At 39.8% G+C, this 14,075-nt stretch carries 13 protein-coding genes and 1 pseudogene; 5 read left to right on the top strand and 9 right to left on the bottom strand.

All coding sequences use genetic code 11. The features are described 5' to 3' along the window. Nucleotides 1-26: 26 nt before the first annotated feature. The 5 genes and pseudogenes from ICI50_RS01170 to ICI50_RS01150 form a co-directional block, all read right to left on the bottom strand. A pseudogene (locus tag ICI50_RS01170) lies at nucleotides 27-634 on the bottom strand (glycerol-3-phosphate acyltransferase). Beyond that, a complete protein-coding gene (locus ICI50_RS01165; protein WP_095342284.1) occupies nucleotides 634-1,740 on the bottom strand; it encodes an LCP family glycopolymer transferase in 1,107 nt (368 codons plus the stop codon). The pseudogene ICI50_RS01170 and the gene ICI50_RS01165 overlap by 1 nt, the downstream one beginning before the upstream one ends. 99 nt (nucleotides 1,741-1,839) lie before the next feature. Continuing rightward, nucleotides 1,840-2,400: an aldose epimerase family protein gene (locus ICI50_RS01160; protein ID WP_056940845.1), complete on the bottom strand. Its 561-nt coding sequence runs from the start codon at nucleotides 2,398-2,400 to the stop codon at nucleotides 1,840-1,842. 62 nt (nucleotides 2,401-2,462) lie between these two features. Next, nucleotides 2,463-3,065 carry a pyroglutamyl-peptidase I gene (gene pcp, locus ICI50_RS01155; RefSeq protein ID WP_013855245.1) on the bottom strand — a complete coding sequence of 201 codons (603 nt, stop codon included), beginning with the start codon at nucleotides 3,063-3,065 and terminating at the stop codon, nucleotides 2,463-2,465. Nucleotides 3,066-3,276: 211 nt separating this feature from the next. After that, nucleotides 3,277-3,969 (bottom strand): 2,3-diphosphoglycerate-dependent phosphoglycerate mutase, encoded by a 693-nt coding sequence (locus tag ICI50_RS01150; protein ID WP_013855244.1) that lies wholly within the window; start codon nucleotides 3,967-3,969, stop codon nucleotides 3,277-3,279. A gap of 166 nt (nucleotides 3,970-4,135) precedes the next feature. On the opposite strand from ICI50_RS01150, the gene ICI50_RS01145 reads away from it, so the two are divergent. From ICI50_RS01145 to ICI50_RS01135, 3 genes are all read left to right on the top strand, one after another. Continuing rightward, nucleotides 4,136-4,885 carry a DUF6612 family protein gene (locus ICI50_RS01145; RefSeq protein WP_188891793.1) on the top strand — a complete coding sequence of 250 codons (750 nt, stop codon included), beginning with the start codon at nucleotides 4,136-4,138 and terminating at the stop codon, nucleotides 4,883-4,885. Between the two features lie 80 nt (nucleotides 4,886-4,965). Then, nucleotides 4,966-5,757 (top strand): DUF6612 family protein, encoded by a 792-nt coding sequence (locus ICI50_RS01140; protein WP_013855242.1) that lies wholly within the window; start codon nucleotides 4,966-4,968, stop codon nucleotides 5,755-5,757. A 12-nt stretch (nucleotides 5,758-5,769) separates the two neighbouring features. After that, nucleotides 5,770-6,735 (top strand): Gfo/Idh/MocA family protein, encoded by a 966-nt coding sequence (locus ICI50_RS01135; RefSeq protein ID WP_188891791.1) that lies wholly within the window; start codon nucleotides 5,770-5,772, stop codon nucleotides 6,733-6,735. Between the two features lie 41 nt (nucleotides 6,736-6,776). Here ICI50_RS01135 and ICI50_RS01130 read toward each other — a convergent pair whose 3' ends face one another. From ICI50_RS01130 to ICI50_RS01120, 3 genes are all read right to left on the bottom strand, one after another. Beyond that, complete coding sequence (locus ICI50_RS01130) at nucleotides 6,777-8,612, bottom strand: monovalent cation:proton antiporter family protein (RefSeq protein WP_188891789.1); 1,836 nt, start codon at nucleotides 8,610-8,612, stop codon at nucleotides 6,777-6,779. Between the two features lie 77 nt (nucleotides 8,613-8,689). Beyond that, entirely contained in the window at nucleotides 8,690-9,784 is a 1,095-nt protein-coding gene (locus tag ICI50_RS01125; protein WP_188891787.1) for an SLAP domain-containing protein, read from the bottom strand. Nucleotides 9,785-9,801: 17 nt separating this feature from the next. Next, entirely contained in the window at nucleotides 9,802-11,016 is a 1,215-nt protein-coding gene (locus ICI50_RS01120; RefSeq protein ID WP_013855238.1) for an SLAP domain-containing protein, read from the bottom strand. A 331-nt stretch (nucleotides 11,017-11,347) separates the two neighbouring features. Between ICI50_RS01120 and ICI50_RS01115 the strand changes: the two genes are divergently transcribed. Then, entirely contained in the window at nucleotides 11,348-11,998 is a 651-nt protein-coding gene (locus tag ICI50_RS01115; RefSeq protein WP_013853732.1) for an IS607-like element ISLhe9 family transposase, read from the top strand. Continuing rightward, a complete protein-coding gene (locus ICI50_RS01110; RefSeq protein WP_244964963.1) occupies nucleotides 11,952-13,514 on the top strand; it encodes an RNA-guided endonuclease TnpB family protein in 1,563 nt (520 codons plus the stop codon). The genes ICI50_RS01115 and ICI50_RS01110 overlap by 47 nt, the downstream gene beginning before the upstream one ends. A 308-nt stretch (nucleotides 13,515-13,822) precedes the next feature. On the opposite strand, the gene ICI50_RS01105 is transcribed toward ICI50_RS01110, so the two are convergent. After that, nucleotides 13,823-14,035, bottom strand: coding sequence for a hypothetical protein (locus tag ICI50_RS01105; RefSeq protein ID WP_056941125.1), 213 nt, complete (start codon nucleotides 14,033-14,035; stop codon nucleotides 13,823-13,825). Nucleotides 14,036-14,075 lie beyond the last annotated feature (40 nt).

The raw sequence follows: 14,075 nt of genomic DNA, 5'->3' as shown, positions 1-14,075 counted from the left end.
CTTACTAAAATTTTTTTTGCTATTACTCAATTCTTGATCCCTAACTTTCTCTTAATTGAAAGCAGAATATCGACCTTCTTACCGCGTCCAGTAAAAAAATCAACGATATCGTGCCAGAACTTAAAGATCATGATTAAAGTAATCACCATAAAGACAATCCCTGCCTCTTGGCTATGCAAAAATTCATCAACACTGAATAACAGCATAAACACTAAAGGCGGAATCGTCAAATTTTGCATGATTGCAGTCAAGACTAAAGCAATCAGTAAAGTAGTAAAACCCCCGCGCCAATCATAAAAGACCGCGACTTGGGCTTCTACCGCTACGCCTCTGCCTCCCTTAAAGTGATCCCAAATGGGGAAGCAATGGCCTAAAATTAAGCCTAAGCCAGCAAAGGCAATATTAATATGCGCCGGGAAGACAAAATAAACAAGGCAATCAAACTCTTCAGTAAATCGCCTATACAGGTCATGATTTCCCATTTTTTGCCAAAGACGGCACCCATATTAGCCGTCCCTGGATTATGGGAGCCATATTCAGTGGGGTTGATCTTTAAGAAAATCTTCCCCACGACCATAGCAGTCAAAAAGTTCCTAAAGACATAGCCAATGATTGTGGAATACAACTGATCCATTAATTATCGCCTGCCTCGGTATAGTCATAAATATGATATTTTTGCGTCTTGCTGCTCTTAAAACTAAAGCCATTAGCTTCATTTCGCTTATTTTGATAAGTTTCATTATTATCAACCTTGGCCTCAGGCAAGTCTAATTCTGTCCGCACTAAATTAGAAATACGCTGCAATTCGCTAGTTGGCTGCACTTGGTAAGCCGCATCCTTGATCATCGCATTATAGCCGTGCAGGTAATCACTTGAGGAATGATCGGCGCAGCCACGATAATTCATGGCAATCTGTTGTAAAGCACTAAACGGCAAATTAGTCCGCACGTTGCTGGAAACAGAGGTTAAGATCGAGTCTAGATTCGATAAAGAACTGACTGAGACGGCTTTTTTAATCAAAGTAATAATTACCTGACGTTGACGCTCTTGACGGCCATAATCGCCCCTAGGATCGTCATAACGCATTCTAGAGTAAGCCAACGCTGTGGCTCCTCCCATATGCATCAGTTTACCTTTTTTAAAGACATAGCCGCCATATTCAAAACTCAGAGTTGGTCGAATATTAATTCCGCCAACATAGCGAATCATCTTCATGATTCCGCCCATATTAACGACAGCGTAATACTTGATCGGCACATTGATTAACTCAGAAACCGAAGCCATTGACATCTTAGCTCCGCCTAGTTCATAAGCGGCATTGATCTTCTCAATTCTAGTCGGCGTCTCACCAATCATCTGCGCCATCGTATCTCGCGGAATCGAGACCAAGGTATAATGCTTCTTGGCCGGATTAACGACAGCCAGAATCATGGTATCCGTTCGTCCGCGCTTCTCCGTTCTCTTCAAGGCTCCCGTGTCTGTCCCCATTAGTAAAACGGCAAAACGCTTTTTGCCATTGAATTCACCGGTCGTCTTGACTGCGTTATGGGGATCATAGGTCTGATCAACGGCCTTTTTCGTCTTGAAATAAATTGAGGCGAAGTAGCCAGCCACTGCAATTACCGCAATTAAAGCAATAACGCCTGTCACCCATGCCCATACATGATGATTTTTATATTGATGGTTTTGCACTCGAGTTGCACTCGGATGTGCTTCTCTTTCTTCTCTTCTACTTCTCATAAATTATTCCTATGTAAATTCACATTGAGTGTATTATAACAAAAAAAGCAAATCATCGCTGACCTGCTTTCAATATCTTATTAAAATCGTTACTAATTTTTACTTTAAAGTCAAGGTTAAAACAAATTCGCGGCTTTTTTCAGCCTCTAATTCAACCTTATTCGTAAAAGCAGTAACCTTGCCATCCTCTGCATTCAGCTTAAAATCAGTCGAAGCCACATCAATTGCATGCTCTTCACCAATTAAGCTAATTTTATTCAGGCTGCTTTGGCTTGACCAAGCAATTGGAAAAACAAAGCCTAAGGAAAATGGCAACTCCTTATGTGAAGAATTCTTGAGATAAAAGGATACCTTCACCTGATTCCCCTCCAAGGAATAGGTCGTCATTACTTCAAAATGATAGGGAAAACTCTGATAGCTCTCCGGCGTATCAATTAAAGTCAAACTCACTCGCGTATCGCCCTTATCAACGACTGTCCAAGGCAGCTTGCTGGCCCAGTTGTTGTCGCTATCAATCACTGGAAAAGCAATTGCCATACCCTCTTTTGCCTCTTGATCATTGAGATAATCATAATTATCGCTTTCAGACACAAGATGAGCCATCCGGGCCCCATTCTCGTCAATAGAGACTTGCAAGAGAGAATTATCAATTGTTTGCATATTTTTCTCCCAACTTTACTCTTACGACAAAAATAGCACTTACAAGGGGTAACTGTCAATTTTTAGTCATGAATTGCTTCCTTAATAGCTGCAGTCAAGCCGGTAACCATATCGTTCAAACTCATTGAAGGCCGGCGACCATTCTTAACTTGATTAGGCAAAAACGGGATGTGAATGAAACCTGCTTTCAAATCAGGGAACTCGTGCACGCGCATGTATTGCACTTCATAGAATAAGTGATTGCAGACATAAGTGCCCGCGGAATTAGATACCATAGCTGGAATGCCTACTTGACGAATCGCGGTTACCATCTGTTTAATCGGCAATTGAGTAAAATAGCCGTCTGCACCGTCTGTTTCAATTTTGCCTTCTTTTGGTCCCTTGCCCGAATTATCAGGCGTAGAGCCAGCTTGAAAGTTAATGGCGATTCTTTCTGGCGTAATCGCGCTCCGGCCACCGGCTTGACCCACATTGATTACCATATCTGGCTTTTCCTGCTCGATTTTGGCTTTAACCACTTGCGCGCTTTGGTAAAAAATAGTAGGAACTTCTAGCTTAATAATTTCATTTCCATCGATTGCATCCGGTAATTTCTTCACTGCCTCAATCGCAGGATTAACCTTTTCACCGCCAAATGGATCGAATCCAGTAACTAAAATTTTCATTTTTCTAGCTTCTTTCTTAGAAAAAAATGGCAGAATTTCTTTATTTATAATATAATAGACTTGTTCCAAAATTATGAAAATAAAAATTTAGAATTATAGTTTTTGGAGCAAGTTGATAGATTAGGACGTCCTGAATGGACGTCTTTTTTCTGTACAAAAAAACTTCGAAATTAATCGAAGTTCTTTTAGTGTGAATAACTACTATATTTAATTAGTCGTCTAACTTTTCCTTCTTAACAACATCTAAGTTCTCGTCGAAGGTGTAAACAACTGGTTCACCGGTCTTCATTTCAAGGTTCATGATGTCGTCGTCAGAAATGTTTTCGATGTACTTGGTCAAAGCACGAAGTGAGTTACCGTGAGCTGCGATAATTACGTTCTTGCCGTCAAGTAAGTCTGGAGCAATGTGATCTTCCCAGAATGGCATTACACGGTCAAGACATACATGCAAGTTTTCGCACTTAGGCACGATGTGTGGGTCCAAGTTTGCGTAACGACGGTCATGTGCTTGACTGAATTCGTTGTCATCATCAATAGCTGGTGGCAAAATATCGTATGAACGACGCCAAATGTGAACTTGTTCATCACCGTACTTTTCAGCAGTCTTCTTCTTGTTCAAACCTTGTAAAGCACCGTAGTGACGTTCGTTAAGTCTCCAGGTCTTCATTTCTGGAATCCAAAGTTGGCCACTTTCTTCCAATGCGTAGTGCAAAGTCTTGATAGCACGAGTTAATAATGAAGTGTAAGCTTGATCAAATTCAAGACCGTGTTCCTTGATTAAACGACCAGCCTTCTTAGCTTCTTCAACACCTTTTTCTGAAAGGTTAACGTCAACCCAACCAGTAAATTGGTTTGAAAGGTTCCATTCACTTTGTCCGTGACGAATTAAAACTAATTTTGACATGAAATATCTCCTTTTAATATTCAATGTTTCATCCATATTTTACACATTTCACCGTTTTTTTCATAGAGATATGAGCAAAAAAACAGCAAAATTTGAACTATCTTTCCATTATTTGCTTTTTTGTGCTAATTTAGAACAGAAATATCTAATACAAGAAGTGGTAAAAATGAAAAATAAAAAATTTTTAGTTGCGTTAGTCGGTTTCTTGGCTCTATTTTTGGCAGGGTGTGCTCATTCAAGTCAAAAGAAGCAAAATACGTTGCCTTCTGCTAAAACTATCCTAACCAACGCGCAAAAGACCAAATTCAAGTCCATGCATGCCAATTGGGCGGAAAAAAGCAGCGGTAAGATAATGCAAAAAGCCGAGGCACAATATGTTAAAAATCCCACGGTGGTCTACACTAACGTCTCAACGACGGGAAATCACTACAAGATGTGGATTGAAGGCAAGAATAATTATATTCAAATGAAGGGAACTAGCACCAATCGCTGGTTCAAGACCAAGCTCAGTAAGAACAGCTCTTATTCTGTAATTACAGACAACTTAAACAATATGCTCGTGCCCTTTACCGACATTGCTAAAATCTTTAAGGTTAAGCGGGCCGGCACCAATTATGTTTTAATCTACCAAGGCAACAGCAAGAAAATCTGGAATGCCATTATTTCAGACTCTGCCATTACTTCTCTAATTGGTATTGACTTAGATGACGTCAAGCCAATTAAGTATAATATCAAGATCGATGTCGATCACAATTACAGCGTTAACAATGTGAAAGTTGCTTCCACCTATAAAGACGATGGCAAGATTAAGACCTTCACCATGAATGCCGACCAAATCAATCAGATTAAACAGCTATCTGTTCCTAATAATATTAAGAAATCTGCTGTTGATTTAGGCAAGCTAGACAAAAAATAATTAACCAAAATAAGCCCGATTCTGTCAATGGGATCGGGCTTTTCGTTATAATGGACATAGCAAAATATAGGAGAAAAATTATGAAATTCAAAAAAACACTTATTGGTATTTCTTTAGCCGCTTTATTCTTATTAGGTGGCTGCAGCAAGCAACAGAAAAAAGCTAAGCCGGCTTTAACTAAGACCCAGGTTGTTAAAAAAGTTAAACAGAACTTCAAGAGCGGACAAGTAATTCAGTCTGTTACTTTAGGCACTGATACGTCAAAGCAAGTGGCCTTAGCCAACACGAACTTTGGTGGTGACTCAACCGTTTATCACATCACTAATCAAACTACTAGCAAGGGCAAAACTCGCTCTAGTGAAGAATGGGTTAATTTAAACAACGTCTATATCAATGGCCAAGACACTTGGTACAAGGCCGACCTAGAAAAATTAACTGGGCATAATTACGCTGACTTAACAGACGCCATCATGAACAATCACTTAATTACCAACCCAAGTGAGAAACTGGTCGACGCCTACAAGCTGAAGCGCAATAAGGGAACTTACACTCTTACCGCTAAATTGACAGATAAGAAGCTGATGAAGAAAGCCGCTGCGCCAATCTTTAACACTACTCCACAAAGCACGGCTCAGGCCAAAGTCTTCAAGCAAATTCAAAAGCTAGGCAAATATCAAGACATGTCGGTTAAGGCAGTCGTTAAGAATGATAAATTATCTACCTTCACCGTCTTCATCAACATGAAATTAGGTAAATTAATGCACGTTAAGGTTGGACAAAGCTACGGCAACTTCGGCAGCCACGACTTCTTAAAAGTTCCATCAGATGCTACGAATGCCAAGGATTTACCAATTACTAACAAAAAGAAATAAGGTTTTAAAATAATGAAATTAGGAATTGTCGGCAGTGGCATGATCGTTCACGATTTTTTAACTACCGCTGATCAAATTAACAACTTAGAATTAGCAGCAATCTCAACTACCAAGCGTAGTGAACATATTGCCCAGGAATTAGCTAAAAAATATAATATTCAAAAAGTTTATACAGATAATGAAAAGATGATGGCAGATCCTGCTGTTGACACAGTCTATGTGGCAGGGCCAAACTTCTTGCATTATGAAGTAGCCAAAGCCGCATTAGAGCATGGCAAAAATGTTATCTGTGAAAAGCCTTTTGTCTTAAGCGTAGATCAAGCCAAGAAATTAAAACAAATTGCTGACGAGCATGATTTAATCATCGTTGAAGCAATTACCAATCTCTATTTAGAGAATTTCAAACGTATTCAAGAAGAGTTGCCTAAGATCGCGCCGATTCACATCGTAAACTTGAATTACACGCAATATTCTAGCCGTTATGACGCCTTTTTAAAAGGTGAAATTGCCCCAGTCTTTGATCCTAAAAAAGACGGTGGTGCCTTGATGGATCTGAATATCTATAACATTCACCTGGCAGCAGCACTATTTGGCTTGCCCGATGAAGCGAAGTATTATGCCAATATGCAAAAAGGCGTTGATACTTCTGGTACCTTGCATCTTTCTTATAACGACAAGCAGGCATCCCTCACCGCCAGCAAAGATAGCTACGTAACGCCACGCTCCTTTATCGAAGGAGAAAAAGGCAGCATCTACTTCGATGGCTCAACCGGAACGCTGGATAACTTCACGATCGAAATGCGTAACCAGCAACCTAAGCGTTACAACTTAAACAAATATCCGCACCGAATGGCTAGTGAATTCAACGCTTTTAGCCAAATGATTGATCAACATGACACGCGTAAAGCTGACGCGGCCTTCGTTAATACGCTAGAAACTATGCAAATTTTAGTAGCAGCACGGAATTCAATGGAATAAAAATTAACACCCGGGAAATAATTCCTGGGTGTTTTTATTTTCTATCCACGACTTAACAAGTCGCGCACACGATCAGCGGCCTTGAATTCACCTGAGAAGACTAAAATGTCGTCTGGTTCAATCACCGTATTACCATGCGGCGTCAACCATTCATCCCCACGACGAATACGACTAACCGTAATCTGATCAATGAATTCCAGATCCATTAACTGCCGTCCCGTATAAGACGTGTTCTTCACCTGAACAGAATACAGCACATTTTTGGTATCCGTCATGATTCGGTAAACCGCTGGCGACTCAATCATCGCCCACATCAAGGCAGCATGAACATTGGTAAAGTTGAAGATCTCAATACCTTTTGCCTTAAGTTCAGCTAAAGTATCGCTCGTCACTTCGCTTAACCGCGCAATCACGCGATTTACGCCTTCATACTTAGCAATCTTAGCAATCTTGATATTGTCTTCATCGGCATGGTTAGAGGCTACCAAGATATCACAATCAAAGGCACCAGCCTTTTCCAAGGTTGCTTGCTTCAGATCTGGCAAAAAGGTTAAATTCTTCACGCGGCTATCATAAGTCTCATATTGGTCCTTCTTATCAGTAAACATCTTGACTGAGTACCAATTAGCATGCAAATCATGCGCTACGGGTACCGTGAAGACATTTGCACCAATAATTACAACCCGCTTCTTGATCTTGTCTTCCTTAGTCAAGACAAAATTCTTGTTAAAGACAATCGGACTAAGGATGCAAACAATGACCGCTGCCAGAATAAAAGCATCTGACTGTGTAGAAGTAATCGCGTGCAGTTTGCGGGCTACTTGCAAAGTTGGCAAAACAATCGTAATCGTTGTTGCAGTCAAAAATCCACCAGCAAAGGCATTTCTCTTGCAGAAATATTTCATATACACCAAGACTACTGGCACTTTTGCTAAGAACAAAAAGATTACCAAGACCGGTAAGAGCATTAAGGATGCTGGATGAGCAAATAATGACCGCAAGTTCAAGCCAACGCCAGTCATAATGAAGAAAATTGGAATAAAGAAGCCGTAGCCAATCGAGGTCAACTTGTCCTTGGTTGATTCACTGGGCTCTAACAGTTTCATCACCATACCGGCTAAAAAGGCACCCAAGATATTTTCGGCACCCACACTTTCAGCGACTGTCACTAAAGCAAAAATAAGGAAAAAGGCTAATCGAATATCCAGCTGCGTCGTGGCTTTCGTCACCTTGGCAAACCACAAATATGGCTGCTTGAAGCGCCGCAATAAAAAAATAGCAGCGATGAATAGCAAGATAATCAGCCACAGTTGTTCCTCGTTGCCTCCATTAATTGAGGCATAAATTGTTAATAACATCAACGGAATAACTTCGCCCATGACGGCGGTAAGCAAAATTGTTTGCCCAATCGGCCGCCCTAGAATATCCTTTTCCTTTAAGGTCGCGATAACTACTCCAAGGGCCACGGTCATTAAGATAATCGCAGCTAGCATTACCTCGCTGAAGAGGCCAACTAGCTTCAAGACGAAAGCCAGTACCACGGCTGTTACCACAATGCTAATAAATGCCGTTACCGCAGTCTTTAACGGATCGACCGTCTTCCCCGACTGCGACTTTCCCTTAGGATTATTCTTCCTAGTTAATAAATCAAAATTGATCTCCATCCCTGACAGAAACATCAGCAAGATCACACCCAGATTCGACAAAAAAGTTAAATCATGGGTTGCAGAAACCAGATTAAAACCGCTGGACCCCATGATAATGCCGACAATGATCTCGGCCACAGCGGTTGGAACATTACTAATTTGAAAACGCGCCATCAAGATTGGTATCACCAATGCTAATAAGACGACTAAAAATAGCGATAATTGTGCCATTATACTCCCCTTTCATCAGTGCAATTATACAAAAAAATACGTCCTATTCCTATTATTTAGAATAAGACGCATTCTGATTAATCAATGTCACTGGCCAACACATATTGTGTAGCATTCAATGCATAGTACTTTTGACCTTTAATCTTGATTTGACTGCCGTAAGTTAATACTCGCCTGCCCTTCTTAACAAGATTCTCTTTTTCGATGCGGCCTAAGCGCGTGCGTAAGTAGGTATCCTTGTTCACGACTCTAGCGGTTGCGTCAATGTTAGAAGCTACAACGTACTGGTTCTTGCCAATCTCGTAGTACTTCTTCTTGTTGATCAACTTGTAGCCGCGAACCACTACCGGACTGCCAGCCTTCTTGAGCGTCTTAGTCCGTTTGCCCTTGCTGTTATAGACATAAGCGTCATGGCCGAGAGTAACCGCACCTTGAACTACCGGCAATTCTTCCTTAGTCTTGTTCGGATCCTTGGTCTTCTTGTCACTATTCTTGTCTTGCAAGTCATAGTAATACTTAATCAAGGAATAGAACTGATCCATGCTGTAGCCCCACTTGGCAAAATAGCCATCAGGGTCAACGTGGTCAGTGCCACCTAAGAAGGTGCTAACCGCATGGTGCGACCAGATTGTCCCTTCGCCATCTTCGCAGGCATTGTCAGGCTTCAGATCATAACGATGGAGCAATTTGGCAATATAGATTGCGTCATTGTTGATCGACTTAGCAAAAGCATCCCGACTATCTTCTTCACACAGCTCAATCTGAATGAAACGATCGTTAGCTTGAGGACCAGCTCCCCAAGTACCCCTGTCAGGTGACCGCATCTGGATAACTTGCTTGCTATCAACAAAGGCATGCACGTAAGCATTGATGTTCATCCATTCCCGGTTGAAATAAATTGCCTCATCATGGGCGGTAGCACCTGGGTCATCGGTCTCATGCACGACGATGCCCTCAGGCTTGCCACTTTGATATTCAACTCCAGGGAATTTATTATACTTAATCCCTTCTAGCTTAAGCATCTTGTATAGATAGGTTACCCCACTATACTTGTACTTCTTAGCGATGGAATTAATTGAAGCGGCCTGAACGTGATCAATTTTAAAATTAAACGCCACTCCTAATAGACTAATTATTGTAATTAAGGTAATAGAGGCTTTTTTTATGTTCACGTAAGGCCCTCCTTATGTTACATGAAGTTCGACTTCTTGACGTATTGACGAATACCGATTCTGTAGTACTTCTTGCCGTTAATCTTCACAGCACTGCCGTAAGTTGCGAGTTGCTGGTTCTTCTTGTGCTTCAAGTTGTTGTCACGATTGCCAAATTGGTTATAGACATAAGCATTGTGCTTCAAGAATCTCAAGGTACCGTCAATATTGCCGGCAGCGATGTATTCATTCTCACCCACACGGTAGTAGATCTTCTTGTTAATGGTCTTGGTGCCGTAGGTAGCAATCAACTTGCTGCCTTCGTCATCGCTGACCTTGTACATCTTGCCCTTAACACGCTTGCCCTTTTCGTTATAAACATAAGCATTGTGCATTAAGTTCTTCTCTACCTTGGCTGCGCCCTTAGGTGCCTGAGTGATTGGTTCGGTAGTCTTAGTGCTGTGACCTAAAGAAGTACCGTTGATCCAACCCTTGCCGTTAATGTACATTCTGGTTGAACCGTTGCGGTAAGTGATGGTCTTAGTAACAATGACCTTCTCGCCAGCCTTTACAGAGCCAATTGCCTTGGCAATTGAGTGATCAGTTGGCCAGTTGTAAGTAGAACCAGACTTGCTTACTGTGTAGTTCTTAGCGGTTCTAGAAATCACTGGATCGTACTTGTTCAGATTGTGGCTGGTAATTCTGGAATTAAGGGCAACATCATAGTTGCTGGCTGTCGCATAAGTTCCAGTAAGAGACTTAGTTGCTTCAGCGTAGGTGTTGGCATTTTCAATCCAAGCACCCTTGTAGCGTAATGGTTGCCAGGACACGCCTTCACGCAACTTCTTACCATTATCTTCGAATGATTCTTCAAAAGAATTATATTTTCTAAACTTGGCGTTAATGTAATAGCTCTTGCCATTCTTCTCTTCGCGAGTTCTGGCAGAGTAAGTTGGTTCAACCCAGCTGGCATCAGCCTTCACACCAAAAAGATTGTTGGTATTAACGGCTAAGCCTGATTGACCCCAGCCAGATTCAACAATGGCTTGAGCAATCATTACTGATGGATATGTACCATATTTCTTAGCAGCTTTTTCAGCTTGTTTAGCGGCTTTTTTCAAGAAAGCATTCTGATCCAAAGTCGCCGCAGAAACCTTTTGGCTTTGAGGCTGAACAACATAATTAGCAGCTGGCAGCACAGTGGAAGTCAACACTGCTGCACAAGCAATGCTAGTCAAAAGTCTCTTCTTCATGAATTTTCCTCCTAAATATAACACTTTCTATTGTATATGCGAATTCCGCGTTAAACAAGCTTTCTAGCGTATTTGTAGGCAAAAAGTAATATTCCTATTACTGCATTTTTATGTGAAAATGCATATTTTTGTAATTCTGAAAATAGAGAACTGATTTTGAAAGGAAAATTTGGAAGAGTTTAAATCTAAAGAAAAAAATAGGTCTTTTTTGCGTAATAAATAATGGAGGGTTATCAGCAGTTAACAAGATAAATACTAAAAAATGATATTATCTGTTAATTTATGTCAATAAGTGATATAATCTCCTTAACGAAAGTTGAGGAGTTTTTTTATGGCATCCAATACACAATTACCCAAGTATTTATCTATCGGACAAGCTTCTAAATATTTAAATATCGCAATTCCTACTCTAAGGCTGTGGGAAAGAAAAGGAATTATTAAGCCAATCAGAACTGCTGGAAATCAAAGAAGATATACCCCGCAAATGCTGGATGATGCACTAGCAGGGAAAAAGCCTGCCAAGCCAGTATCCAAAGATAAATTGATAATTGGCTATTGTCGTGTCTCTTCTGCCGGACAAAAAAATAATTTAAAGCGTCAAATAGCAGTAGTTACTAATTTCTGTGAAATGCAAGGCAAGCCGTTTAAGATTATTTCTGATATTGGTTCAGGGCTTAATTATCACAAAAAAGGCTTAAAAGAGCTGATTCATCTGATCTGCACCCAGCAATGCAGTCAAGTAGTAGTCAATTATCAGGATCGTTTAGTTAGATTTGGTTTTGAATTAATTGAAGACATATGCCAAGAAAACGATGTTGAAATAACAGTTATTAATCAAACCAAAGCCGAAAGCTCTAATGAAGAGCTAGTAGACGATGTGCTTTCAGTTATTACTGTTTATTCTGCTAAGCTTTATGGAAAGAGAAGCCATCATAATGAAAAGATCATCAAAACCAATCAAGAGCTATTCAAAGACCGTTAGAGCATACTCGCTTAAGCTTGATGAAGATACTTATACTAAATTAGATCAGCTTTTTATAAATTATGGCAAATGTCGCAATATGTTTCTAAATCAATATTGTGGCATCAGTCATATGCTTGATGTTAAGCAGTATCGCAAATTACGTGATCAAATTAAAGGCTCTAAGCAAAACAAAAAGTATGTAGCCAAATACAATTTCTTAGATAAACATTGGTGTTACGCATTAAGCGATGCTTGTGCCAACATCAATTCGATGTGGAGTAATTTAGCTAACCAAATTCGTAGAGTCGTGCAAGCAAATGAGGCAATAGATAAAGATGAAAGACACTTGATCTACTATCTGCTTTCCATTAGAGAGTTGTGGTATTATGCCTTAACCAACAATCAAGCAGTACTTTTAGATTTGTCTCACGGATTGCAAAAGCACCTAGCAGAATTAGAAGAAGCTGTTACGCCTAAACAAAGAAAACATGCTTATTCATATTTAAGCAGATTAACTAGACGCTATAAATATACTCCTCGAAAGCATCATAGCTTAAATAAATCTATGACTTATGATGAAAGCATGTACAAGTTTACCGGCGATCAGCTAGAAGAGCTTGCCATTTCATCGCATGTATCAAGAAAGAGATTTAGTTTAAAGCTGACAAGTCCATGGCATTATCGTTTAAATGGCAATTTACAAATTATCTTAGATCGCGATAAAAAGCGGATTGAAATTCATAAGGTAATTAAAGTTAGACAAAAGAAAGAATATCAAGCAGGCACTAAACTCGGTATTGATAAAGGGCTTGCCACGCTGGTTTCTTGCAGTAGTGGTCGTGAATATGGCAAAGGTTTTAGCCAGTTTACTAGACCTGAAATTGAACAGGAAAGCCAATACTTAGCTAGACGCAATCCTTATTACGGTTATCGCTATCAATTAAAGAAAAAGCTTAATCAGCTAAAAAACGCCAATATACCTAAACAAATTATCAAGAAAAAGCAATTAACTAGGCAATTAAACAAGTTGAACGCTAATAATATTGGTCATAAGCGCAAAGATAAGCGCCACGCATCTTATCATGCTTGTCTTGAAAGCAAAATTAACCATGCAATTAAAACAATGATTAAGCTGGAAACACCAAGTTTGATTGTTAAAGAAGATTTGACCTTTACTAAGGAAAAAATAGCTAAGAAAGGCAGTAAATATGAACGCCAAGTTAGACGCAATCTTTCCTCATGGACTAAAGGAGTATTAAATGAACGTTTAGAGTATTATTGCCAGCAATATGGCATTGACTTTAAAGACGTTAACCCAGCCTACACTTCCCAATATTGTCCAAATTGCGGACGGCACTTTATCGTAAGATTTGGCAAGCACAATGAAAAGACCTTATGTCCTAATTGTGGAGAAATGGACTGTAATATCGCTGCATCAAAGAATATCCTAGCAAGAGCCACAGATAAAGAAATTACGCTTTATACGCCATATAAAAAAGTAAAAGCAATTCTTGATCAAAGAATTGCCAGTTAAGAAGAATTATTAAATAAGTCGACTGCCACAAAGCGAAAGGCGGAATGCCTCTCCTTTTATCAGCTAAGCTGAGGACATGTCGCAAAGGACTTTAAGTCCATTCTTAGAGCTAGGGAATGTTCCTAGGCTAAAGAAAAACAAGAATCGAAGAACCTTCATGTGGGGCAGATCAAAGCCAGTCCCTATTAATAGGGTAATAGAAATATTAACCGCGCCGCGTTCAACCGTACCCACAGAGCTTAACGCTTAAAAAAATCGCTCTAGCAAAAGCTAGAGTGAGTGAGACATGATAAAAGCTATTAGGAATATTAGTTTTTATTAGGTTTTATAATTCGGTATTTATCAGTTTGAGAGAATTCACTCTTATGAGAATAGTCAATGCTACCATATGTTGCTGCATAAAAGGCCCATAAAAAGTATAAAGATTTTTGGATTTTTAACGGAGTAGGGTTATCTAGTTTTGCTTCTAAGTATGATAATAATTCTTCCGCATTTGAAAAGAAATATTTAGCTCTACTCATAATAATATCCTCCTCGTAAAATTAGGCTACACAACCATTA

It is taken from the genome of Lactobacillus kefiranofaciens (assembly GCF_014656585.1).
GTDB lineage: Bacteria > Bacillota > Bacilli > Lactobacillales > Lactobacillaceae > Lactobacillus > Lactobacillus kefiranofaciens.
The sequence above is the reverse complement of the archived record's forward strand: the minus strand, read 5'-3'. Positions and strand labels throughout refer to the sequence as shown.